Source organism: Actinomycetota bacterium, from assembly GCA_040755895.1.
GTDB lineage: Bacteria > Actinomycetota > Aquicultoria > Subteraquimicrobiales > Subteraquimicrobiaceae > Subteraquimicrobium.
Map to the genome: position 1 here is coordinate 1 of JBFMAG010000103.1, position 24959 is coordinate 24959.

Genomic DNA, 24959 nt, shown 5'->3' on the forward strand with positions numbered 1-24959 from the left:
AGAAAATTGCGTTTTTGATGAAGGAAGGAAAGCATCTGGGCCAGGATGGAATCGAAGAAATAGTAAAAATCCGCACCGAGATGAATGATGGTGGCAAGCGGCGTTACACTAACGAAGAGATTCTTAAAAAATTCCTTACCTGAAGAATCCTCAGAGACTATACGCCAGACCCCGCCGAGTGGCGGGGATGATATAGTCCGGTCTCCATAGCGATATGGAGTTAACACAAACGAACGGTCCTAAGGTAGCGAAATTCCTTGTCGGGTAAGTTCCGACCTGCACGAAAGGCGTAACGACTTGGGCACTGTCTCGACGAGGGACTCGGCGAAATTGTACTACTCGTGAAGATGCGAGTTACCCGCAACTGGACGGAAAGACCCCGTGAACCTTTACTGTAGCTTGACATTGGACTTTGCTGCGTCATGTGCAGGATAGGTGGGAGGTTATGAAGCCCCGACGCCAGTCGGGGTGGAGCTGCCCTTGAGATACCACCCTTGGCGTAGTGGGGTTCTAACCCTAACAGTTATCCTGTTGGGGGACAGTGTCAGGTGGGCAGTTTGACTGGGGCGGTCGCCTCCCAAATGGTAACGGAGGCGCTCGAAGGTTCCCTCAGCGCGGTCGGCAATCGCGCGGTGAGTGTAAGGGCAGAAGGGAGCCTGACTGCGACCCGTACATGGGGAGCAGGGACGAAAGTCGGACCTAGTGATCCGGCGGCTCAGCGTGGAATGGCCGTCGCTCAACGGATAAAAGGTACTCCGGGGATAACAGGCTCATCTCCCCCAAGAGTCCACATCGACGGGGAGGTTTGGCACCTCGATGTCGGCCCATCGCATCCTGGGGCTGGATAAGGTCCCAAGGGTTCGGCTGTTCGCCGATTAAAGCGGTACGCGAGCTGGGTTTAGAACGTCGTGAGACAGTTCGGTCCCTATCCGTTGCGGGCGCAGGAGACTTGAGGAGAGTCGTCCCCAGTACGAGAGGACCGGGACGAACGGACCTCTGGTGTACCAGTTGTCCTGCCAAGGGCATCGCTGGGTAGCTATGTCCGGATGGGATAAGCGCTGAAGGCATCTAAGCGCGAAGTCCACTCCAAGATTAGGTCTCCCATCCGTAGGGAGTAAGACTCCAGGTAGACTACCTGGTTGATAGGCCACAGGTGTAAGCCCAGCAATGGGTTGAGCCGAGTGGTACTAATAGGTCGAGGACTTGACTTTTACTCGATGACCGCTATGTAGTTTTGAGGGTGCAAATTTATTTCGTTAACCGTTCACCCTATTTTATAAAGATTTTTTTAATTACGGTGAACGAATAACGAATTTAATTAGGGAGGTCTCAGAAAGAGCGATCTCTCCTATTTTTTAACAGAAATTTAGACCTCCTCGCAAATTTTTACCAGGCAAGATAAATTCTATTTTAATTTTCTTCAGGAACCCGTGATATTTTCACTGCACTTATCCACCGAAAACCCTCGAGTCTAACCTAACAGTTCGAAAACGCTCATCCTAGCTGGGATTTCTCATCCATAGGAGAACCTTATCCCTTTGCTGAAATTTCTGACGATGAAGGAAAAAGATGCTGAACCCATTCTCTTTTGGTATTCTCGAATTCTTGAGAATTTGAGAATAGCCTGGTTAAAACCCTATTTCATTAAAAATGCGCCAAGAAGGTGTTTTCCCAAGTTTATGGAATAAGAAAGTGAGGTGAAATAGTGAGGAAAAAGGGGATTTTTGGGCTGTTTTCTGGAGCGATTGTGGGATACTGGTGCGCGCGCTGGTATTTAAATCGCAAACCGAGCACAGAAGCTTTGGCGAAGCTTCATTGCGGTAATGTTCTCCGATTTCTTCATGGATATATATTGTGGATCATAGGCCGCGAAGTGCGCGCTGGATTGACCGTGAAGAGGCTTTATATATCTTGGAGCGAGAACACGATCAAGGAAGGGTGCATACGGCTTGGTTTAAGGAGACAGCTGGTGGTCGCTTCTATGTAATCTGCAACTGTTGCAAATGTTGTTGTCTTGGAATGAAAGCCTTTCTCACCTATGGTTTTAAGCTCATGACTTCGTCTGGTTATGTGGCACGGGTTGATCAATCAACTTGTCGGGGTTGTAGTGATTGTTCCTACTCCTGTCCCTTTGGGGCAATCACCATGGGAAATACTTCAAGTGTCGATGGGGAAAAGTGTATGGGCTGCGGCATCTGTGTCGACAGGTGCAATGAGGGGGCGATGATATTACGCTTAGATCCAACTAAACCCCGGCCATTGGATATTGAGAAATTGGTTTCTACCGTGGGAGATGAGGTATAAAAATTTATGTCCTGGCGATAATATGTTAGACTTCAATTATTGAGGAGGTGAATTGATGAGTGGTAAGGCTTACACCGTAAACCAAGTGGCAGCCATGTTGAATCTTAAACCGGAGACCGTTAGGGCTTATTGCACGCGAGGAAAGATACGTGCTCTTAAGGTAGGTAGGGGGTATCGCATCCCCAAGAGAGAGCTGGAAAAATGGGTTGAGACCAGCAAAAGAAAGTTCGCATACCGTTCCAGAGGCGGAACGGAGTTTAAGGTTGAGATTTGTAAACTTTCTGAATTAGGAACACAAAATCCTTCCTTCTTTTATATCTCTTCTTCGAAGGGTGATTCATTCTTTTTTGAGCTTTATATATCGCCTGAATACTTGAGGGATAGAGATATCGAATTAACTGACAGATTGAAAATCATATACGATGCCTTAGAGCAAAACGTGCGTGAGCCAAAAAGAATAGAGGTTCTACCCTCTGGGATATATTACGGGGATATCGTCCCGGATCTCGAATTTTAATGGCCACCATTGTAATTGATCCTCGCGAAAAAGATTTTTATAGGAGAAAAGAAATTTGTTCCTCCCCAGTTACATAAAACTACACGAAACCAACGATCTCAGAAAAAGGATCGAGAAGGCTTACGAAATCTTAAAAAGGTGCAAAATCTGTCCTCGTCAGTGCGAGGTAAATAGACTTGCTGGCGAGAAGGGGGTTTGCCGGGTTGGTAAGTTACCCATGGTTTCCAGCTATCATCCACATTTCGGCGAAGAGAGAACCCTTGTTGGAAGACACGGATCAGGGACGATCTTTTTGACATTTTGCAACCTACTTTGCGTCTATTGCCAGAACTACGAGATAAGTCACCTTGGTGAGGGATCCGAGGTTAGCATCGATGAACTTGCCCAAATGATGCTCTATTTGCAGAAGATCGGTTGCCACAATATAAACTTTGTAACCCCCACTCATGTAGTTCCCCAGATTTTGGCGGCTTTGCCCCATGCTATCGAGGGAGGACTTTCTGTTCCCTTGGTCTACAATTCCAGTGGCTACGAGCGCGTCGAAACCCTAAAGCTTTTGGATGGTGTCTTTGATATTTATATGCCAGATTTTAAGTATGCCCACCCTGTAGTGGCTAAAAAATTTTCCAAGGCAGGGGATTATCCCGAGGTTGCCAAAGCTGCTCTACGCGAGATGCATCGGCAAGTGGGCGATCTGGTATTGGACGAAGATGGCATCGCCCAACGGGGGCTTTTAGTTCGGCATCTGGTACTTCCCCATGGTCTGGCGGGAACGAGGGAGATCATGAGATTTTTAGCCCAGGAAATTTCGACCAACACCTATGTGAATGTAATGGATCAATATCGACCATGTGGTCAGGCCCACAAATATCCTCCCTTAAACCGTCCTATCATCCTTAAGGAATTTCAAGATGCGGTGAATGAAGCGTTTGAGGCTGGCTTGAAGAGGCTTGATGGAATCACCGTGTAGACCTATATTATTGATGTTCTCAAATCTTTGATATGTTTCCTGGAAATGGAGCAACGAAAAATATCTTATCTGGAGGGATGAGTGATAAATAGGGCATTTTTCAGTGGGGATAATATTCTTACAGCTCTTCAGCACCCAATTGTTAAGGAATTGAGCTCCCTCTTTGGGCGGGCTCACAGGAAGTTGTATCTAGTTGGGGGAAGCGTGCGCGATGCTTTTTTGGGCGAGTTTCATGAAGATTTTGATTTTGCCACGGATGCTCCACCAGAAGAGGTCATCAAGATCGTGAGGAAGTGGGCTGATGGTATGTGGTTGGTGGGGGTGAAATTTGGCACGGTCGGTGTGGTTAAAAATGATATCAAAGTTGAGATAACCACCCTGCGTCGGGAGGTTTACCCCGAACCTGACCGCCACCCAAAGGTTAGTTTCTCCACGGAGATAACGACCGATCTTTCCCGTCGGGATTTCACCATCAATGCTATGGCTCTGGAATTGCCCCAAGGAGAGCTCATCGACCCATTCGGCGGCAAAGATGATTTGCGAAGAAAACTTTTGAGGACACCCGTCACGCCTAGCCAAAGCTTCCTTGATGACCCATTGCGGATGTTAAGAGCGGTGCGCTTTGTAGCTACTATGGGGATGCATGTAGCTCCAGAAGTCAAAGAGGCCATGGCGACTTATCGCTCTCAACTTTCCATAGTTTCTAAAGAGAGGATAAGGGATGAATTTTCGAAGACTCTCACGGGCAACAATCCCATTAATGCTCTTGAACTGATGGTCGATACGGATCTCATGGAGGAGATCGCCCCCGAATTGTTGGCTTTGAAGATGGCTCCGGATCCGGAGTACCACCATAAGGATGTTTTAGAGCACACTTTTCAGGTTGTTGGTCGAGTGGAAGCCGATTTAACCCTCCGTTTAGCCGCTTTGCTGCATGATATCGGGAAGCCAAGGTGCAAAAGGATGGTAAAGGATAAGATCACCTTCTATGGTCATGATGTCAGAAGTGCCCGAATGGCTGAAAGGAGACTCAAACAGCTCAAATATCGTCGCAAGGAGATCGAGGAAGTCGTTAAACTGGTGAGGATGCACATGCGGGCTTATACCTATCGCCAAGGTTGGACGGATAAAGCGATTCGAAAATTTGTTAGGGATGCCGGAGAATTGCTGCCGAAACTGCTTGCATTGATAAAAGCGGACTGCACGAGCAAGGATCCCAAGAGAACTAAAGAAGCCTTGGCTTTACTCGAGGAATTGGAGGATAGAATCAAGGAGCTTGAGGCAAAGGAGGAATCCGCGAAGATTAGACCGCCTCTTAATGGATATGAAGTTATGGAGTTCCTCAATATTTCCCCGGGTCCTCTCGTTGGGGAGGCTTTAAATGTTTTGCTTGAAGCCAAGCTCGACGGCATCATCGCCACGAAAGAGGAAGCCTACGAGTTCTTGAAGAAGTGGGCTAGTGAGCGGAGCGAATTTGATAATCTCTTTACTTGAAGGCTGAAAGGAATCTCTCCAGGGATCTATCGTAAGTTCTCTCCACATCCGAAGGGAAGAGACATCCCGGGAGCTGTTGGTTTTTCCTATGATAAGCTATACATTCGCAGCAAATACCCTTCCGCTCACAGGGTTCGTAGGTACAGGTACAATTCTTCATGTTTTCTTCCTGCTTGCACTCCATTTTAACCCCCCTTTAGCAAAAAGAAGCTGTGGAAACTCGGAAGCTGAGAAGCTGAGCTACCAGTTGCTGACCTCTCGAACTGATTTTTATTCGAGTTTGTACATAACAAGACCCGAAAGAAGTTTTGGGTAGAAGAACGTGGACTTTTGCGGCATTATTTCACGGTTGTTGGCTATCTTCTTAATCTGGTTAATTTTGGTTGGATTGAGGAAGAATGCAATCTGATATTCTCCTCGATTTATGAGTTCAATTGCCTCTTCTTCATGGATGGTGTATTTGATACTATTCTCAAGATCGGTTTTTTTAAGGCCTTGCCCGCCGGCAGGTAGGCCCAATATACGGTCGAACAATAGATTATGGAGGATGATTACATCCAATTTTTTCCATTCCACTGAATGACCGGGTCCCGATATCTCATCGAGGGTTTCCTCCTCACGTAGCGTGAGTAGGTAGTATTTATTATCGCCCCAATACATCCCAAATGTGTGATCCTTTCGCTTTTCCCTCAATTTTTCGAGGAATTTCTCTTTCTGAATCGCTTCACTTGCTTCATCGAATTCAAATATTTGGATATCAAAAAATTCCCTAACCTTCTGTAAGAGAATGTGGAAATTGAATTTCTCTATATTTCTTACCACCCTATGGATGGGCAAAATCGTTAGCTCTTCGCCATTCATGTTCACGAGCATCATGATGACATAGTCGTAAACCTCCGTTAATTCCGGAAATTTTTTCCTCATCTCATTTCTGAAGTTGAGAGCAGTTTCATATCGATGGTGACCATCAGCTATGTAAAGTGTTTTGTCCTTGATTATTTGGACTATTTTATCTATCGTTTTTTGCTCGTTTATCCTCCACAATTTATGCCTTACGCCATCTTCATCCCTTACATCGATTATTGGTTGCTCTTTTGCTTTAGCTTCTAAGAGGCGATCGATATTCCGTCGTGGATCGGAATATAAAGCGAAGATTTGACAGAAATGAGCCCTACATGCTCTAAGCAGGTTCAATCGATCGATTTTGATTTTGGGCTCGGTTTTTTCGTGGGGGAAAATCTCCCCAGTGTTAAAATCCTCCAATTTAGCTAAAGCAATGAATCCTATTCTCCTTTTCCTTTCCCCGGTTTTCCATGCCTTCCGGCAGGCAGGTAGGGAATATTCTTGTTGGTAAACGTAGATTGCAGGCTCTTCATCCTCCCGCAATAGCCCTTCTCTCAACCACTCCTGGAAAAAGGTTGCCGCTCGTGTGTACTTGTTGTTGACTGTACTGTCACCGGGATACTCTTTCCCCAGTATTAGGCGAATTACATTATATTCACTGAGATTGTAGTATTTTCCCTGTTCCTCTGGGGAAATTACGTCATAGGGCGGAGCTACAGCTTGCTCCAAATTCATCCTTTCTTCATTGTAAAGAATCCCTTTAAAAGCTCTGATTTCAGCCAAAAAGTCAAGTCCTCCCATCAGAAATTAATAGTGGAATTTTCCCCTAGGATCCCCGTCCCAGATGGTCCCAATTTGCATGCTTTAATATTAAGTGAGCCACCGGTCTTAAGCAATATGGAATTTAAAATCAGTCATAAGTCAGAGCTAAGAGTTAAAAGCTTAGGGTGAGGTGAAATTCCTATGACCCTGGGTCTATCTCATTTGAGGACTACGAGGGAGGCATATCCAACCACGGCACCAAAATCCCCCGTGACATCGCCTGATGTTATATAAGAGATGAGTTTGGCTTCCTTGGCCCCGAGGATTCTACACGCGGTGAGCATGACCATAACCGGACCCGTTCCACACATGGTGATGGAAAGATCTTTGACCACGGCATCCAACTTGTGGGGATCCAACTCCAGGATAGCTTGCAGAGCTTTCTTATCTTTTTTTTGGGCCTGACTGTGTGGCTCATAGTGAGTGAAGTCCGTGCTGGCAATGATGATGGCTTCTCTTCGCTTAAGCGCTTCGGCTAGAATCTCTCCCACCTTTAAACTCGTTTCCAGACTCTGTTCCAGCATACATATGGGGACGAATTTGAAACGAGGTCCGTAAAGATACTGAAGGAAGGGTAATTGAACTTCGATGGAATGTTCTCGGATGTGAGCCATTTCATCCTCGTTAATTGCGGGGGAGCTTTCAATTTCTTGGGCTACTTCGGAATCGATTTCCACGGAGCCCAAAGGCATATTCCAGACCCTCTTGCTTATGGCCACGGGGGAGCCGATACCGGAGTGATTGGGACCTAAAATTATTGCTAGCTTACTCTCTTGATCCCGGGCTAGGCGGTGAAATCCATGGGCGGCGACGGGCCCGGAATACATATATCCGGCATGTGGGCTTATAAGACCAATAATCCTATGTTCTCCTTTGGGGTTGACTTTGGGTAGACTCCCTGGACCAAGGGAACTTAAAAAACAACCTTCTAGCTGTGCTCTTAAGCTATTGGGATCAACCTGATAAAACATTCCAGCTACTGCGGGTTTTCTGGCCCTTTCCATTGGAAGAAACCCCCTAATTTTCTTTTTTTTCCACCGTAATCTTCGTCGAAATTCTTCCATTTTCCTTTTGAAACGTATATTCTTTTGGAATGAAAATATTTGAGACGAGGAATCTGTAATCTTTTGTTATAATAAGTGAGGTTCTGCAGACAAATTTCCATGCTACTGATTAGTCTAAAGGCAATTTAATGAGGATACCAATTTACTGGTGGCGAGAGATTATTTCAAATTCAAAAAGGATAAAAAATTTTTAAATTTGCAATTATTTATCTAAAGGGGGAAGGCGAGATGAGGAACATCTTAATTGAGAGCATGAAGGAGATACCGGTATCCGAACATCAAGTGGAAATCGTGGAGAGAAAGGGTATCGGCCACCCCGATTATATTTGCGACGCCGTAATGGAAGAGATTTCCATTGCTCTCTCTCGGGAGTATATCAAAAGATTCGGGAATATCATGCACCACAACATAGATAAGGGCTTGCTCGTTGCCGGCAAGGTCGAGTATAGATTTGGGGGAGGAAGGGTTCTGGAACCCATGCGACTGCTCATCGGCGACAGAGCCACCTTTGAAGTCGATGGGGAGAGGATGCCCGTGGTGGAAATAGCCATAGAAACCGCGAAGAGATGGTTCAAAGAGAATCTCAGATTTGTTGATCCCGATAAACATGTGGTTTACAAGGTTGAGCTCAAACCCGGTTCCCCCGAGTTAGTTGATATATTTAGGAGAGGGAAGGGACTATTAGAAGCGAACGATACATCGGCTGCCGTTGGCTATGCTCCCCTCACCGATACCGAGAAAATTGTCCTTGAAACGGAGGAATTCTTAAATTCCCCCCAATTTAAGGAGATGTTCCCGGAGTCGGGCGAGGATATCAAGGTCATGGGCTACAGGGAGAAAAAGAATCTGCATTTGACCATCGCCATGCCTCAGATCGACAGATTTGTCGACGGTGAAGAGTCCTACTTCCGAAGGAAAGATGAGATGCGGGAAGCCATAGAGGAATTCGTCAACGGGAAACGCGCCTCCCTAAAGATGATCCGCGTCTATCTCAATACCTTGGATGAAAAGAGTAGGGGAATGGGTGGCATGTATCTATCCGTTCTGGGCACTTCAGCCGAGGATGGAGATTCCGGTGAAGTCGGTCGGGGAAACCGGGTAAATGGAGTAATTGCTCTAAACAGACCCATGGGCACCGAGGCTGCAGCGGGGAAAAATCCCGTGAGTCATGTGGGGAAAATATATAATATCCTCACTCACAAGATGGCCAATACCATTTTTCAAGAGGTGTCGGGGATAAGGGAGGTTTATGTCTGGCTATGCAGCCAAATAGGTATGACCATAGATCAGCCGAAGATCGCCTCCGCTCAGCTCATCCTTGAACCGGGCATTTCCTTCGATCTCGTGTCCAAGAAGGTTAAGGAGGTAATGGATTTCGAATTATCAAGGATCGATGAGTTCTGCAACGATCTGGCTAAGGGGAAGTATAAGGTCTGCTAAGTTGGGTGATCTTCTGTGAAAAGGTATCCTATTCCCGCCGTGGGAGCTGTGGTCAAACGCGGTGATTCCATGCTTTTGGTGAGAAGGGGCAAGGAGCCATCGAAGGGTATGTGGTCGATACCCGGTGGGGGAGTGAGATTCGGGGAGACTCTGCATCAGGCGCTGAAGAGAGAGGTGCGAGAGGAAACCAACATAGATGTGGAAATAACCGAATTAGTGGGAGTTTTTGACCACATCATCAAAGATGGTGAAGGAACTCTCCACCATTATGTTCTCATCGATTACCTCGCTGAACCTCTCAACTTCGATGTCGAAGCCGGTTCGGATGCGATGGAAGCGAAGTGGGTTCCCTTCAAGGATTTAAAGGATTTTGAACTCACTGAGCCCCTTCGTGAGCTGTTATCGGCCCTTTTTCCCAAATTTTCAGGCATGTGAATCCAGGTTTACGACTACCTTACATGGAGAATTAAAGAAACTCGTGGGTTTAGATGGTAAAGTTCGTGGAGATGTTCCAAAATTTTATATTTGATATGGATGGAGTGATTTATCTGCAGGATAGCCCCATTTCCGGAGCGAGGGAGGTCATAAATTACCTAAAATCCGCCGGCAAATCCATCCTTTTCTTGACGAATAACTCCTATTACACCGCCAAACATTATGTGGAGAGGCTTTCATCCATGGGAATTCAAGTGAGTCCAGATCGGGTTCTAACATCTGCTGCTGCAACGGCGATGTATCTTAAAAAACATCACCAATTGAAGGGAAAAACCGCCTTTGTCATAGGTGGTCCAGGCCTCGAGCGGGAGATTAAGTCCATCGGATTGGAGCTACTTACCACTGATAGCGGGAGGAATGCCCATTTCGTCATCATTGGCTGGGATCTGAATTTTAATTATGAAAAGATGAAGGTGGCCACCTTGGCGATCAATGGTGGCGCAATTTTCATTGGCACCAATTACGATAGGACTTTCCCCAGCGGCGAGGGCTTGTGGCCTGGAGGTGGGGCGATCATTGCTTCCATTGAGGTTGCCACGGACAAGAAGGCCAAGATTATAGGAAAGCCTGAAAAATACATGGTCGAAGCGGCTTTGGCTCTTTTCGATGGAAACCCCCAAAAGACGGTGCTCATAGGGGATAGACTGGATAGCGATATCTTGGCTGGAAAGAGAGCGGGGATAAAAACGATCTTAGTTCTCACGGGTGTGACTTCCTCGGAGATGTTGGAAAAATCCGATATTAAACCCGATTATATCCTGGAAGGGATTTGGGAGATATTGTAGACATTGATGACCCATCGACTGCCTATTCCTCTTTTTTTGCCTCCTCGATTATCTTTCGAGCGATATCCCCCGGTACTTGCTCGTAGTGGGAGAATTCCATTCCGTAAGTACCTCTTCCCCGGGTTATGGATCTCAGTTGAGTTGCATATTTCGCTATTTCCGCCAGTGGCACGAGGGCTTTAATCACCTGATTGCGCCCGTGAGGTTCGATCCCCAAAATTTTTCCTCGTTTCCCGCTTAAGTCACTGATGACGTCGCCCATATACTCCTCTGGAACTATCACTTCCACTTTCATGATGGGTTCAAGGAGAATCGGATTTGCCCCAAGTACTGCCTTTTTCAGCGCCATTGAACCCGCAATCTTGAAGGCCATATCCGAGGAGTCCACGGGGTGAAAGGAACCATCGTATACAGTCACTTTGATATCTATCACGGGATAGCCCGTGAGTACTCCTCTTTCTATGGCTTCTTTCACCCCCTTCTCAACGGCGGGGATGTATTGCTTGGGGATGGCACCTCCCACAATTTTGTCGACAAATTCATATCCGGCGCCACGAGGTAGCGGTTCGACCTCAATCCAGGCATCACCATATTGTCCGCGACCACCCGTTTGTCTCTTGTATTTCCCCTGTGCTTTGGCTGAGGCGAGGATCGTTTCTTTATAGGGTATTTTTGGTGTGGATAAGGTGGCTTCCACCCCGAATTTTCTGCGCAGACGATCAATGGTCACCTCCAAATGCATATCTCCTACTCCGGAGACTATGGTCTGTTTGGTTTCATGATCACGACGGACCCTTAGGGTCAAATCCTCCTCGGCCAATCTCGTGAGAGAGGTGCTTAATTTTTCCTCGTCGCCCTTGGTTTTTGGCTCGATGGCCACGGAAATTACAGGTTCGGGCAGGGTTAGTGGTTGTAGCTTTATGGGTTTACTCTCGTCACATAAGGTATCACCGGTGAATGTTTCGTTGAGTTTTGGCACGGCTGCGATGTCCCCCGCTGGGACATCGCTGGTTTCGATCTGATTCTTGCCTCGCATGAAGAAGATATGTCCTATTCTTTCCCTCTTGCCCCTCGATGAGTTGTGGACCGTGGAGTCGGCGTGAAGCACTCCTGAATACACACGGAGGAAGGTTAGTTTGCCCACATAAGGGTCGGCAACGCTTTTAAAAACGAAAGCCGCGAGGGACTCCTTTTCACTGGGTTTTCTGACTTCTTCCTTCTGAGTTTTGGGATTGACCCCTTTGATTTCGGGTCTGTCCATTGGCGAGTGCATTATCTCCACTATGGCATCCAAAAGCGGGGATATTCCGAGATTTTTATGGGCGGAGCCGCAGAAAATCGGTACCACAGCTCGGTTCAATGTAGCTGTTTTTAGAGTCGTTCTTATCTCCTCTTCGGTTAATTCCTCACCCTCTAAGTATCTCTCCAAGAGCTTGTCATCGACTTCGACCGCGGATTCGATCAATTTTTCCCTGTATTTTTCAGCTTCGGCCTTTAAATCCGCGGGGATTTCTTCTTCCTTGGATTTGCCATCGGAGGAGACCGTGGCGGTCATTTTGATCAGATCTATAACTCCCTTGAATCCGCTTTCTTTCCCAATCGGCAATTGGACGGGAACCACATTAACGCCGAAGGTCTTCTTGATCATGTCCATCGCTTGATAAAAATCGGCATTCTCCTTATCCATCCCATTGATGAAAACCAAGCGAGGTAAATCATACTCATCCGCGAGATGCCAGACTCTCTCCGTTTGCACCTCTACCCCTGATACGGCGCAAACAACGATTATCGCGCCATCCACTACGCGCAGGACGCTTATGACCTCGCCGATGAAATCAGCGTATCCCGGTGTATCTATTAAGTTGATTTTATGATTTTTCCACTCACAGGGGGCAAGTGCAGCATTTATTGATATCTTCCTTTTAATCTCTTCGGGATCGTAATCGGTGACCGTGGTGCCCCCGTCAACGCTTCCCATCTTGCTAGTGGCTCTCGAGGTGTAAAGCATCGCTTCGGTCAGGGAAGTCTTTCCAGTTCCCCCATGGGCAACGATGGCGATATTTCTTATCTTTTCGGTGGAATATTTTTTCAATACCATCTCCTCCTTTTCCTGCTAATAATATATCATGCATGGGTCATAATTTCAGAATTTGCTGTTTAACTCGAGATTATCCAAAGATGAGCCTAAAAATATCCAGTAGTTATAACCCACCTACAATGATTATCTTCTACAATATAAATAATAAACCTTTTGTACATATTCTAGTAATCTCTGTTGAAGTGCTAGAAGGAGCTGCTCTTAAGCTTTGGTCGCCATCGGTATTTAAGCTGCGAGCATTTATCATTTTTGTGAAAAAGCCGAATATTAACAAGAAAGAGAAGTTCGCAGGTTAAATATGAACGGATCAGTTCGATATGTTATACTCTTTTTAGCATTACAAGGGGTTAAAGCGAAGGTGAAGGAAGCAATTTTAGTGGTCGATGATGAACAGAATATCGTGGAGTTGGTGAAGCTTTACTTAACTAATGAGGGCTTCACGGTTAGTGGCGCCACCAATGGTGAAGAGGCCTTAAAGACCTTTAAATCCTTCCAACCTTCATTGATCATCTTGGATATCATGCTTCCGGGAATGGATGGTTGGGAAGTATGTCGTCGGATAAGAAAGGAGTCGGATGTCCCCATCATTATGCTCACCGCAAAGGTATCGGAGGTCGATAAAGTCGTAGGGCTGGAGTTGGGAGCCGATGACTACCTAACCAAGCCCTTTAGTCCTCGCGAGCTCGTGGCTCGAGTCAAAGCGGTGCTCCGAAGGGTTCGCGGCCCGGCGCCAAAATCTCCTCTCCGCTTTGGGGATTTGACCATAGATATTGATAAGAGGGAGGTAAGTTTGGCCGAAAAGAAAATCGATCTCACCTCCACGGAATTCGATGTATTAAGAGAACTGGCTTCAAATCCTGGCATTGTTTATTCCAGAGAGCGTCTCCTTCAGAAGGTATGGGGGTATGATTTCTTTGGTGGAGCTCGCACGGTGGATGTTCACATTCGTCATCTGCGACAAAAGCTGGGTGATGAGGGCTCTCGTTTCATCGAAACGATATGGGGCATCGGATATAGGTTTAAAGGGAAGTGAAAGATGTTTAAGTCCCTTCGCTCTCGAGTTATTTTCTCCTATGTATTTGTTCTTTTTCTCTCCTTGGGTATCGCGAGTCTACTTTTCTACCAATTTTTGGTGACCTACACCGTTCGAACTCAGGGGAAAGAGCTGACGAATCAAGCGGTTACCCTTGGTAGCGAAGTGGAAGCGATATTGGAGGGTCAGAACCCCTGGCTTGGGATACATAGAGTAAGAGTCCACAAATTTCTATCCGCCTATGCCAAGCTGACAAAGATAAGGATATTTTTCATCGATTCCAAAGGGGAGGTCATCGTCGATTCAGAGGGTCCTCCACTCATTCAAAAGCAACAGTTACCAAAGTGGGTGGCGGGCTTAGCTGGAGAAAGCCCTCAGATGGTGAGGAGATATCTCCCCGAATTACGTAAGGAAGTTTTATTGGTCAGCGTTCCCTTGAAGGGATCCAAAAATTTGCTAGCCATAGTAAAGCCATTTGCAGAGGTAAAAGAAGCCCAGCGTCCCTTCTTAAATCTTCTGCTTGGCGCAGCTGCAATCTCCTTTCTCATCTCGGTATTCGTCGGTTTATACCTTTCGCGTTCCATATCAGAGCCCATTCTTAAATTGACTAGAGCTACAGGTGAAATAGGGAAGGGGCGGTTCGATCAATACATCGATGTGCAGTCGGAGGATGAGATTGGACGTCTGGCTAGAGCCTTCAATTTCATGGCAGGAAGGGTTAAAAGGGCTTATCAAGCCCAGCGGGATTTTGTGGCCAACGTCTCGCATGAAATAAGGACGCCCCTCACCTCCATAGAGGGATTTTCCCAAGCCTTACTGGATGGTGTGGTCAAGGATGAGGAGTCTTTCAAAAATTCACTTCGAATAATCAACCAGGAGAGTAAAAGATTGGTGAGATTGGTGAGGGATTTATTGGCCTTGTCCAGCATTGATGCTGGACAATTGGATCTCCACTTCAAATCCCTTGACTTGAGAAAATTCTTGCGCCAGATCGGCGAGAAGTTTTGGCCCCGTGCCGATGAGAATGGTATCCAATTTAAGGTGCAAGTTTCGAGGAATATCAAAATTACTACGGATCCAGATCGCTTAGACCAGGTATTGACCAATCTTTTGGACAATGCCTTCAAATATACCCCATCCGGGGGAACGATTGCCTTGAGAGCCACCCTGCTCGATTCCAACAGGGTACGATTGGAAGTGGAAGATTCCGGTGCCGGTATCCCTCCCGAGGATCTACCCAGGATATTTGACCGATTTTATCGGGTGGAGAAATCCCGTTCCAAGGAATATGGTGGGGCTGGTCTGGGCCTTTCCATCTGCAAAGAGATCATCGAAATCCTGGGCGGGAGCATAGATGTGGAGAGCAAACCGGGTAAGGGAACGAAATTCACCATACAACTGCCGATTTCCCCGCAGAAGAATCGATAATTCCCCGCGGAAGTATCCCACAGGAATCAATAAATATTCCTTTTTAATCGAAATTTAATGTTTTTTCAAAACTTTCATAATATTTTCCCCCAATAATGTATTTGGGGTCGGCTGGAGCCAAGGTACCAAAATTTTTTGGGGGTCGGCTGGAGCTTAAGGTAATAAATGACGTAATCAATTATAAATGTCGGAGAACTTCCCTCCTTTCACCGTCCGGCTCACGATGTACCCATCAGAAGACCACTCAAGGTTGCCTCCAGGCCTGACCCTTCTTATTATGCCCTCCTTAATGTCTCAAGAAGTAATATACTCAGGACACCGAGTCTCAAAACCATCCTCGATAATTCCCTCATAAAAGCCAGAAGGAATTGAACCCTCTCAAAGGAAATTCTTATATATTAAATTTAGTTGAATGGATCGTTGCGGTCGGGGGGCGGCTTAAAATACATCTCCGGGGGATAAAATATATCCGAGGGACAAAATTTTTACCCATCGGTATCTCCATCTTAGCCTTGATTTTCATTGTTGTCTGGGGATACCTTTATACTTTTGCAGAGGATTTAGTCATAAAGTCGCCTGCACATAGGAAGGTCATAGCCGATGCTAGTCCCCTCATTTCCGCGGAGTGGCCAATTTTTCCACTAGCAAGGCTTGCTTCCGCGATCATTATCATTGATGAGGGAGATGTCAGCGAATCCGTTTCCCTCTCTGCGGTCGGATTTTCTTACGATCCTCCCCAGAGATTGAGTGAGGGAGAGCACACCGTGGAGGCAAAGCTCACCTACAAATTTCTTTTTCCCAAAGTATTGAGGCTAAAGTGGGCTTTTGAAGTGGATACCATAGCCCCAAGCATAAAATTTGAGGGCGTGAGGGATATAATCGCTACACGTAAGTCCTGGATTCATGATCTCTCCGGATTCACCGAGCCTCGCGCGAAACTTAGGGTCTATCTGAACGGCAGATCTATTCCCGCACCTGAGGTCGATGAAAAGGGCTATTTTAATCTCGGTCTATATTCACTTTCGAGGAAAAATAAGTTGAAGATAGTAGCCATCGATCGAGCGGGAAATAAGGGTGCTCTAGCGATTCCTGTTGTCGTAGATAATTCGGCTCCCGTAATAAAGGCTTGTTCCCCTGCTCATGGCTCCGTGGTTCATTCCGATAATCCCAAAATCTCGATTAAGCTGGAGGAGCCCGAATCCGATATTCGCTTTGCCACATTATGGATAGATGGGAAGGTAGTCAAGCACAACTATAGTCCTAAAACCAAGGAAATCATCAGCAGATTGAGGCTTTCCCATGGTGAGCACGAGGCGATGGTCCAGGCTATAGACGAAGCGGGTAATTCCGTTAAAAGGCGTTGGTCTTTTAAAGTGGACACCACGCGAATCGTCATCAACATTACACGAAGAAGGCTATTCTTGTATAGAGAGGGACAATTGATAAAGGAGTACCCCATAGCCGTTGGTCAAGAGTTTGCCTTCCCAACTCCTGTTGGTCACTATCGCATCATTCGCAAAAGAAAGAATCCCACCTGGTATAATCCTCATAAACCTTGGTCAGCGAATATGCCTGACAAGATTCCCCCGGGACCGGGCAATCCCTTGGGCACAAGAGCCATGGATCTCAATGCACCGGGCATCCGCATCCACGGGACCTATAGTTCGTGGTCCATAGGTCGTGCCGTTTCCCACGGTTGCATTCGCATGCACCTTCATCATGCTGAGGAATTATTTGATCTGGTATTCGTGGGGACGTCTGTGGATATCGTGAAATAACTTATAACCACTAGAACGGCTGATATGATAAAATTGGTTTAAAGGTGAGAATGAAAATGGATTTCATGTCTTTTTTATTCTTCATATTACTTCTGGTATTCTTTGTTGGTCCCACTCTTCGCAAGAAGATATTGGAGATCAAAAGGATTAAAGCCATCCGCGAGTTTGAGAGAAGGAGGGGCTCAAGGGTTATTACCCTCATTCATCGACAGGAAGCTCTGGGTATCCTCGGTATACCCTTTTATAGATATATAGATATCGAGGACTCCGAGAAAATCTTGAGGGCAATAAGGCTTACTCCAGATGACATGCCTATTGACCTTATTCTGCACACTCCTGGAGGGTTGGTCCTAGCTTCAGAGCAGATAGCCCACGCCCTCTTAAGACACAAGGCGAAGGTCACGGTCTTCGTACCTCACTACGCCATGTCTGGTGGGATGCTCATAGCCTTGGCTGCCGATGAAATCGTTCTCGATGAGGATGCCGTTTTGGGATCACTCGATCCCCAGCTTGGTTGGCAATATCCGGCTAGCTCCCTTATTTGGACCGCTCAGGCAAAGGATAGAAATGAGTTGGATGACAGGACCTTGATCTATCTGGATGTTGCCCAGAAAGCCGTGCGACAACTGCGGCAGCTCATTTTCGACATTTTGCACCACAAGATGGAGAAGGACAGAGCCTGGGATGTTGCAAATTTGCTCACGGAGGGAAGGTGGACCCACGACTTCCCTCTGACCGTTGAAAAGTTAAAGAGTCTGGGAATTGAGGTCAAGGTTGAAATGCCTCGAGAGGTTTACAATCTAATGGAGCTTTATCCTCAGCTTGGATTGCGCAGACCTTCCGTAGAATATATACCCCTTCCTTACGAGAAAAAAGTCGAAGAGAAGAAATAAAGCAGCTCTTTAATATTTAAGTTTATGGTTTATGCAATAAATCTATATGTAGAATTCCTCTTCGTAATAGCTTGGTTTTAATAGCTTGGTTTCCTTCGCCTCCGCGGTCTCTTCGGCAGGATGAGGATTAGCAAAAATCCCATTAAGAATCCACCGATGTGAGCGAACCAGGCCACACCCCCGCTTTGCTGAGGACTCGTGATCGCGGCTACCCCGCTGAATAATTGCAGGATAAACCAGAATCCTATCAATAGCAATGCTGGTAGTCTCACAATCTGAATGAAATAGAAGAGGGGAACCAGGGTGAGAATTCGAGCCGTGGGGAAAAGGATGAGGTAAGCCCCCAAAACCCCGGCGATGGCTCCGCTGGCACCAAGGGAAGGTATCTGTGAATTGGGTCCGGAGAGGATGTGTCCAAAGGTTCCTCCTAAACCACATAAGAGGTAGAAAAGAACGAATTTGAGATGCCCCAGCGTATCCTCGACATTGTTTCCGAATATCCACAGATACCACATATTCCCGATGATATGAATGAATCCTCCATGAAGAAACATCGAGGTTAAAATGGTTAGGTAAGGAATCTTTTGGATTCCAGGGAAGAGGCTCACACCGTGGGTTATTTCATAGGGAATCAGTGAATAGGTGTATATGAATTGTCGGAGGCTGTACTCCGTACCCAGGGAAAGTTGGTAAATGAAGACGGCTATATTGATTATTATCAGACCCACGGTCGTGAAGGGGAAAGTTTCCGTGGGATTCTCATCGCGAAGAGGAAACAAACTCTCACAACCTTTCTTGAAATTGAATTATACCGCTCAAGACATAAATAGAGTGATCTCTAAGAGCCATCCTTACGGGCGCTAGCTGCTGCGAGCCTACTCGCTACTCTCTTAAGGGCGAACGCCCTCCATTTATAAGTTCGGGGGTGGGCCATTGCCGCCGTTCGAGCCTTGCTCGCTTAACGGTTCTCGCAGATGCGCCTTCCAGGATACTCTTATCGAATTATTAAGAGTGAATTATGTCTAGGTTATAATTATACCTATTTTACATTAGATCATTTAAGTTTCAAGTTCGCTTTTTACTGTGGTCACATTCGATTGATAGCTAAGGTTAAACTTGCCAGATAACATTTTGCATGGCATCATATTTCTTAAGTAAAACGAAGACCGTAGAAATTCGACTTTGGGGGACAAAATGGTCGTCACTCTCGGAATTTTAATGTTTTTAATCATCGGTTTGGTGCTATTGATTGCCCTGGGTTTGATCTATATCTACAATCGGTTGGTGGTTTTGAGGAACAGAATCGAAAATGCCTGGGCGCAAATCGATGTCCAGCTAAAGCGACGTTATGACCTAATTCCAAACTTGGTGGAGACGGTCAAGGGTTATGCCGCGCATGAGAAGGAGCTCTTTGAAAATGTGACCAAGGCTCGGGCTGAGGCAATCAAGACTACGGGAAGCGTTGGAAAACAAGCAAAGGCGGAAAATATGCTCACACAGACTCTACGAACACTCTTTGCTGTAGCCGAAAACTACCCGGAATTGAAGGCGAATGAGAACTTTATGATGTTGCAAGAGGAATTGGCTGGGACTGAAAGCAAAATTGCCTATGCCCGCCAATTTTATAATGATACCGTAATGAGATATAACACCATGATTCAGTCTTTCCCTACCAGATTGGTCGCTCCCGCCTTTGGGTTTTCTCCTCAAGAATACTTCGAAATAGAAGAGGTGTCTCGAGAACCCGTTAAAGTACAATTTTAGCGACTCTCGTCATTCGCAACTCGTCACTCGATTATTTATTTCTCGAGCGTTGAGCATTGGGTTTCGAGAGTCGAGCTGTGGTGATTGGTTTGTATGAACAAATTGCCAGCAATCTGAGAAAATCTTGGCTTTTAATTTTCCTCTTCGTTGTTCTGGTCATGTTCCTCGGTTATGTATTCGGGGAGCTCATGGAGATAGGCTACTTTGGGGTGGTCTTAGCTCTCATCATTGCAATTGTTATGAGCTTTAGTGGATACTACTACAGCGATAAGATCGTACTCACCATGAGCAGAGCCCGCCCCGTGGAGAAGGAGGAATACCCATATTTATATAATGTAGTCGAGGGCTTATCCATCGCTGCGGGTAATCCCACTCCAAAGATGTACGTCATCGATGATTCCGCCCCTAATGCCTTTGCCACAGGTCGGGATCCTGAACACTCAGCCGTCGCGGTGACCACGGGACTCCTTGAAAAACTAAATCGCGTTGAGCTCGAAGGCGTCATTGCTCATGAGATATCGCACATCCAAAATTACGATATTCGACTGGCTACCCTAACTGCCGTGATGGTTGGAGTGGTCGTTCTCTTAAGCGATTGGCTTTTACGTAGCTTCTGGTGGGGTGGAAGGAGAAGAGATTCGGAAAGAGGAGCTTTAACCGCTATCTTGCTCCTCATCGGAATAATTCTTGCTCTTTTATCTCCTTTGATCGCTCAGCTCATCCGTTTAGCTATCTCTCGACAGAGAGAATTTCTCGCCGATGCCAGTGGTGTCTTGCTCACAAGATATCCCCCCGGTCTGGCCAGTGCTTTGGAGAAATTGGCTGCTGACAGGGAACCCCTGGAAGTCGCCAACAAGGCTACCGCCCACTTGTATATCGTCAATCCTTTAAAGGATCTCCGAGGTGCCATGAACAGCCTCTTCAACACCCATCCACCGATAGAAGAAAGAATAAAACGCCTCCGCGAAATGTCCTTCGAGCTCCAACCGGAGTAAAAATTTCCAACGAGATTTGCTTTGATATTCATGGTTAAAATGATATCTTTTTCTAAAAAGGAGCGAGGGAATAGATGCCCCTATAATAATGCCCCTATATATCATGGAGGATTTCAAATCTATATCCGACTTAAGGAAGAAAACACGCGAGATATTTGAACAGATTCACCGTACAGGTCGCCCTGTAATCATCACCGTCAATGGAAAGCCCGATGCAGTTTTGCTCGATGTATCCGTTTTGAAAGAAAGCTAAGGGCGTTAAATCTCGGGACATTCCATATTTTGAGTAATTCCAAAAGGGTTTTTGGCTAAACTATCATATTTCCCATTAAAAAAGAATCAAGAGATCGAAAGAGATTCATCGAATTTAGCTCAGTGGCTCTGAAGTTGGACAGCTCAACAAATCTTAACTTCTGAGATGCTGGGCTATTAACTTCAAAGCTAGCAAAAAGGGGAGAGTCCCAAGGATCCTTTTCAGGTATTTTTTGTAGCTGCCGACCTCGTATCCTATTTTAATTCGAGGTTCTGGTCATGCTACGCTCTTGGGACTCTCCATGTATAGTATCGGATTTACTCATAAAAAGTTTAGAGCTTCTAATTTAATGTTTAGCTAAGTATCATCCGGGTTAAATAGCACAGCTGACTCATTTTTGATAGCCCGAATGGACTAGGTACGGGGATTTATCCTCGTGGGGGAAGTGTTTGCTAAAGATGGATAGGTTCTTTAAAATTAGAATGAGCAATGGGAGGGGTGAGAAGGATGCCGGAGATGCCAGAGGTTGAGACCATTCGAAGGGAGCTTGAGGAGAAGGTTAAGGGAGAGGAAATCACTAAGGTTGAGATAAGATCGGCAAAACCGCTTAAAAATGCAACTGCAGAGGAGTTCATCGATGTCGTGGAGGGAGCGACCATTGAGGATATAAAGAGACGGGGAAAGATTCTCATAATCAATCTTTCATCCGGCTATAGTCTTTTAATTCATCTCAAGCTCACCGGTCGAATCCTTTACGAAGTAGCCAATGCTCCCACGGAAAAACACACCCATGTGATCTTCAGCCTCGATGACCATCAACTTCGTTTCTGGGATCAACGCCAATTCGGTTATATCAAAGTCTTTAAGACTGAAGATATACCCAATGCCCCCGAGGTTAAAGAGCTTGGTCCGGAAGCCATGGGAGAGGATTTCACTCTAGAAGCTTTCCAAAAACTTCTGCAAACTAGGAAAAGGGGTCCGATAAAGCCCCTCCTCATGGATCAGAATTTCATCGCCGGTGTGGGCAATGTCTATGCGGATGAGGCATTATATTACGCTGGTGTTCAACCCACGCGCATTGTTTCCTCCTTGAGTCCGGAGGAAATCGCGAAGATTTATGAGAGCATCCGCAGGATTTTACCCGCTGCTTTGGAGTATCGTGGTTCCTCAGTCGATCTTTACGTGGATATTTATGGGAGACAGGGAGAATACGTACCCTATCTTAGAGCTTATGGCAGGGAAGGAGAACCCTGCGAGAGATGCGGAACTCCCATTAGAAAAATCACCTTGAGAGGACGAGGTGCCCACTTCTGCCCGAAGTGCCAGAGGTAACCCGAGAGGGTATTTTAGTGAACGGTTGGAATGAAGGAGTGGGAATACGATCGGGATTAATTCTCTCACCTGTGGCTTTCACTACGGTTAGATGGATATGGCGACCCTTAACCTCGACCAGAACATAGTGGCGAAATCCTCCATGTCCTTCGTCCGTGTAGGGGAAAGCTCCAGCACAACCGGTGATGATGTAGGTAATGCCATCGTGAACTTGTTTGTTGAAGAAATGTTCATGCCCGGCAAAGACCACGTCCACCCTATATTTCCTCATCAATTCCCTGATCTGATCACGGTTTCGAATATCCGTGAAGGGCATATGTCTTCCCCTTTTAGACTGGGGATTCATAATCGAGTACAGTGGACGATGCATGAACACGAATATGTGGAAGGCTCCGTTGTTGGACTCAAGATCCTCCTTGAGCCAGGAGAGTTGGAGTTCGCCAATTCTTCCCGCCTGACCAACTATTTCCGTATTCAAGATGATGAAGTGCGAACCTTTATAATCGAATGAGTAATAGAGCCGTTCACTTAAGTATTCTTGATATAGAGACTGACCAATTTGATTTGCGGCATCGTGATTTCCAACCGCTGCGTGGAAGGTCTTCAATTTTTGAATTATCTCCAGGAAATCTCGATATTGTCTCCTATAAATGTTCTCATTTGCGGTTTTGCCTGTCACCATATCACCCGTGCTAAAAACCAGAGCTGGTCTTTCCAGCTCGATTTGGGCGATGAGCTTTTTGAATATTTCGGGTTGCGGTTCCATTGGATTCTCGGGTCTGTTATCGCCAAAGACTGCGAAGCGGAAATCCGGAGGCGGAGCTGAAGGTTTACGAAGGGAATTGGAATCGGTGGAGAATAAATTACCGCAGCCTAAACCAGTTGCGAGTAGGGTGAGGATGAGTAAAACTGAAAGGTATCTAAGAACCCTTGACATCATTTCATCCTCCATTTTTGCCTTTTATTTTGCCCTTTAGTATATCACTACGAGGATTCTACATGGGTGAAAAAGCAATGGGGTATTTGAGCACATCTAAAGAGGCGATTTCGAAGATGGTTCGTGAGAGGTACTTCAGGGTGGCGCTTGTTCTCGTCATCATCCTCTTAATTTTGCTCTATAGCTGGGGAATCGTTTATGCCACCTTCCCCAAAACCTTCAAGCTCAGTCCGATCAATAAAGGTATAATCTCGACTAATAGACCCAGGATTCATGCTAAGTGGTCTATTTTCGTAGGAGAAAAGGTTGAGGTGGTTAAGGCACTCCTGGATGGAAGGGATGTAACCGACCAAGTTAATCTCAAGCCGATGGTTTTTCTTATATCCCCGATGCTCCTTTGGAGGAAGGCGAGCATAGATTCTTCATCAAATTGAAATATAGATTCCTGCTGAGTAAGGATCTTGAGGATAGTCGAATCTTCATCGTCGATACGCAACCGCCCGCCATTTCCCTGGACGGATCTCCGTCCTTTAAGAGTGATTCTTTGCTCATCGCCACCAGGGAATCGAAATTCAGGCTTGAGGGTCGGATCGAACCAGGTGCTCGACTTAGGTTGAGGCTCAATGGGAAATCCCTTCCCACTCCAATCATCCGGAAGGATGGTTCCTTTTATTTGGATATCACTCTGCCATCCGAGAGGAATACCCTGAAAGTGATAGCCGTCGATCTTGCTGGAAATAAGAACAGTGAGAGATTGGTTCTGGTCATCGATAGAGATTCCCCGATAGTAAGGGAATTCTCTCCGGGTAATAGATCCGTGGTCAAAACATCCAATCTAACTATAAAGGTTCAAGTTGAAGAGGCGAACTCGGAAATCAGCGAGATAAGTTTGAGAGTGGATGGGGTGAGGCGGGAAAGCGAATACGATCCGGAGAAGGAGTTGATCCTTTGCCTTCTCAGTTTAGCGGAGGGAGAACACTTCGTTGAGTTGTGGATCAAGGATGCCGCTGGAAATAGTACCAATGCCAAGTGGGATTTCACCGTGGATAGCACGGAGACTTTGGGTGAAAATGCCATAGCTTTTGGTGCGAGGGGAGCGGATATAACAGAGCTTCAAGCCAGACTCATCATGTTGGGTTTCGATTGTGGCGTGATCGATGGCGTCTTTGGACCCGCGACCAAGAAAGCGGTCGAGGCACTACAGGAAGCTCGCGGTCTGCCAGTAAGTGGCATCGTCGCCTCAAAGGAATTTGAGATTCTAAGAGCTAGGAAGCTTCCCCCGGGACCGATTGCTGGTGCAAGAATCATCATTCAAGTTTCTAAAAGGGCACTTTACTTGTATCAGGGCGAGGATTTGCTCAAGGTGTATCCCATCGCCGTGGGCAGACGCAGCTTTCCCACACCCATAGGGCACTTTCGGATAATCAGGAAGGATATCAATCCCACCTGGTATCCTCCCGACTGGGCTGATGTAAGGCATCCAGTACCTCCGGGACCGAGGAATCCCTTGGGGAATAGGCGATTGCTTTTAAGCAATCCAAAGTATGGAATACATGGGACCAACAGACCTTCCTCCATCGGCAAGGCGGTAACCCATGGTTGCATTAGGATGTATCCCAGCGATATTCTGGAGTTATTCGATGCCGTGTCCGTGGGGACACCCACGGACCTAGTGAGATAGAAATCTTGCTACCAGGTGTTTTATTATAGTATG

23 protein-coding genes and 1 rRNA gene are annotated in these 24959 nt (G+C 46.3%); 18 read left to right on the forward strand and 6 right to left on the reverse strand.

The features are described 5' to 3' along the window. The 5 genes from AB1466_04790 to AB1466_04810 form a co-directional block, all read left to right on the forward strand. Window positions 1-1211, forward strand: a 23S ribosomal RNA gene (locus AB1466_04790); the annotation flags it as partial. A gap of 643 nt (window positions 1212-1854) precedes the next feature. Further along, a complete protein-coding gene (locus AB1466_04795; protein ID MEW6189411.1) occupies window positions 1855-2304 on the forward strand; it encodes a 4Fe-4S binding protein in 450 nt (149 codons plus the stop codon). Window positions 2305-2359: 55 nt separating this feature from the next. Further along, window positions 2360-2821 carry a helix-turn-helix domain-containing protein gene (locus AB1466_04800; GenBank protein ID MEW6189412.1) on the forward strand — a complete coding sequence of 154 codons (462 nt, stop codon included), beginning with the start codon at window positions 2360-2362 and terminating at the stop codon, window positions 2819-2821. 55 nt (window positions 2822-2876) lie between these two features. Next, entirely contained in the window at window positions 2877-3791 is a 915-nt protein-coding gene (locus AB1466_04805) for a radical SAM protein (GenBank protein ID MEW6189413.1), read from the forward strand. Window positions 3792-3872: 81 nt separating this feature from the next. Continuing rightward, window positions 3873-5285, forward strand: coding sequence for a CCA tRNA nucleotidyltransferase (locus tag AB1466_04810; GenBank protein MEW6189414.1), 1413 nt, complete (start codon window positions 3873-3875; stop codon window positions 5283-5285). Here the strand turns inward: AB1466_04810 and AB1466_04815 are convergent. The 3 genes from AB1466_04815 to amrB all read right to left on the reverse strand — a co-directional run bounded on the left by AB1466_04815 (window position 5278) and on the right by amrB (window position 7954). Beyond that, window positions 5278-5469, reverse strand: a complete 192-nt coding sequence (locus AB1466_04815) for a DUF6485 family protein (GenBank protein MEW6189415.1) — start codon at window positions 5467-5469, stop codon at window positions 5278-5280. The genes AB1466_04810 and AB1466_04815 overlap by 8 nt on opposite strands. A gap of 86 nt (window positions 5470-5555) precedes the next feature. Further along, window positions 5556-6911, reverse strand: a complete 1356-nt coding sequence (locus AB1466_04820) for a DUF1015 domain-containing protein (protein MEW6189416.1) — start codon at window positions 6909-6911, stop codon at window positions 5556-5558. A gap of 197 nt (window positions 6912-7108) precedes the next feature. Beyond that, window positions 7109-7954 carry an AmmeMemoRadiSam system protein B gene (gene amrB, locus AB1466_04825; protein MEW6189417.1) on the reverse strand — a complete coding sequence of 282 codons (846 nt, stop codon included), beginning with the start codon at window positions 7952-7954 and terminating at the stop codon, window positions 7109-7111. Between the two features lie 288 nt (window positions 7955-8242). Between amrB and AB1466_04830 the strand changes: the two genes are divergently transcribed. Genes AB1466_04830 through AB1466_04840 form a run of 3 tightly spaced genes read left to right on the forward strand, consistent with a single transcriptional unit; the run spans window position 8243 to window position 10734 of the window. After that, a complete protein-coding gene (locus AB1466_04830) occupies window positions 8243-9454 on the forward strand; it encodes a methionine adenosyltransferase (GenBank protein ID MEW6189418.1) in 1212 nt (403 codons plus the stop codon). A 15-nt stretch (window positions 9455-9469) separates the two neighbouring features. Beyond that, on the forward strand, window positions 9470-9889 hold the full coding sequence (locus AB1466_04835) for an NUDIX hydrolase (protein MEW6189419.1): 420 nt from the start codon (window positions 9470-9472) through the stop codon (window positions 9887-9889). Window positions 9890-9942: 53 nt separating this feature from the next. Beyond that, window positions 9943-10734, forward strand: a complete 792-nt coding sequence (locus tag AB1466_04840) for an HAD-IIA family hydrolase (GenBank protein MEW6189420.1) — start codon at window positions 9943-9945, stop codon at window positions 10732-10734. A gap of 22 nt (window positions 10735-10756) precedes the next feature. Here AB1466_04840 and fusA read toward each other — a convergent pair whose 3' ends face one another. Next, on the reverse strand, window positions 10757-12832 hold the full coding sequence (gene fusA, locus AB1466_04845) for an elongation factor G (protein ID MEW6189421.1): 2076 nt from the start codon (window positions 12830-12832) through the stop codon (window positions 10757-10759). A 298-nt stretch (window positions 12833-13130) separates the two neighbouring features. Here fusA and AB1466_04850 point away from each other — a divergent pair, with 298 nt between their 5' ends. From AB1466_04850 to AB1466_04865, 4 genes are all read left to right on the forward strand, one after another. Next, a complete protein-coding gene (locus AB1466_04850; protein MEW6189422.1) occupies window positions 13131-13865 on the forward strand; it encodes a response regulator transcription factor in 735 nt (244 codons plus the stop codon). Window positions 13866-13868: 3 nt separating this feature from the next. Beyond that, entirely contained in the window at window positions 13869-15293 is a 1425-nt protein-coding gene (locus AB1466_04855) for an ATP-binding protein (GenBank protein ID MEW6189423.1), read from the forward strand. Between the two features lie 368 nt (window positions 15294-15661). Beyond that, the gene (locus AB1466_04860) at window positions 15662-17071 is read left to right on the forward strand and encodes a L,D-transpeptidase (GenBank protein MEW6189424.1); all 1410 of its coding nucleotides are present in this window, start codon (window positions 15662-15664) and stop codon (window positions 17069-17071) included. A gap of 56 nt (window positions 17072-17127) precedes the next feature. Next, window positions 17128-17964, forward strand: a complete 837-nt coding sequence (locus tag AB1466_04865) for an ATP-dependent Clp protease proteolytic subunit (GenBank protein MEW6189425.1) — start codon at window positions 17128-17130, stop codon at window positions 17962-17964. Window positions 17965-18041: 77 nt separating this feature from the next. Here the strand turns inward: AB1466_04865 and AB1466_04870 are convergent, their stop codons facing one another. After that, window positions 18042-18743: a rhomboid family intramembrane serine protease gene (locus AB1466_04870; GenBank protein MEW6189426.1), complete on the reverse strand. Its 702-nt coding sequence runs from the start codon at window positions 18741-18743 to the stop codon at window positions 18042-18044. A 415-nt stretch (window positions 18744-19158) separates the two neighbouring features. Between AB1466_04870 and AB1466_04875 the strand changes: the two genes are divergently transcribed. The 4 genes from AB1466_04875 to mutM all read left to right on the forward strand — a co-directional run bounded on the left by AB1466_04875 (window position 19159) and on the right by mutM (window position 22308). Continuing rightward, complete coding sequence (locus AB1466_04875) at window positions 19159-19728, forward strand: LemA family protein (GenBank protein ID MEW6189427.1); 570 nt, start codon at window positions 19159-19161, stop codon at window positions 19726-19728. Window positions 19729-19817: 89 nt separating this feature from the next. Next, window positions 19818-20723, forward strand: coding sequence for a zinc metalloprotease HtpX (htpX, locus tag AB1466_04880; GenBank protein ID MEW6189428.1), 906 nt, complete (start codon window positions 19818-19820; stop codon window positions 20721-20723). Window positions 20724-20811: 88 nt separating this feature from the next. Next, on the forward strand, window positions 20812-20976 hold the full coding sequence (locus tag AB1466_04885) for a type II toxin-antitoxin system Phd/YefM family antitoxin (protein MEW6189429.1): 165 nt from the start codon (window positions 20812-20814) through the stop codon (window positions 20974-20976). A 507-nt stretch (window positions 20977-21483) separates the two neighbouring features. Beyond that, window positions 21484-22308 carry a DNA-formamidopyrimidine glycosylase gene (gene mutM / locus AB1466_04890; protein MEW6189430.1) on the forward strand — a complete coding sequence of 275 codons (825 nt, stop codon included), beginning with the start codon at window positions 21484-21486 and terminating at the stop codon, window positions 22306-22308. On the opposite strand, the gene AB1466_04895 is transcribed toward mutM, so the two are convergent. Continuing rightward, the gene (locus tag AB1466_04895; protein MEW6189431.1) at window positions 22259-23245 is read right to left on the reverse strand and encodes a metallophosphoesterase; all 987 of its coding nucleotides are present in this window, start codon (window positions 23243-23245) and stop codon (window positions 22259-22261) included. The genes mutM and AB1466_04895 overlap by 50 nt on opposite strands. Before the next feature lie 62 nt (window positions 23246-23307). Between AB1466_04895 and AB1466_04900 the strand changes: the two genes are divergently transcribed. Both AB1466_04900 and AB1466_04905 read left to right on the forward strand, forming a co-directional pair. Further along, the gene (locus AB1466_04900; GenBank protein ID MEW6189432.1) at window positions 23308-23679 is read left to right on the forward strand and encodes a hypothetical protein; all 372 of its coding nucleotides are present in this window, start codon (window positions 23308-23310) and stop codon (window positions 23677-23679) included. Further along, a complete protein-coding gene (locus AB1466_04905; GenBank protein MEW6189433.1) occupies window positions 23643-24926 on the forward strand; it encodes a L,D-transpeptidase family protein in 1284 nt (427 codons plus the stop codon). The genes AB1466_04900 and AB1466_04905 overlap by 37 nt, the downstream gene beginning before the upstream one ends. The last annotated feature ends 33 nt before the right edge of the window (window positions 24927-24959 follow it).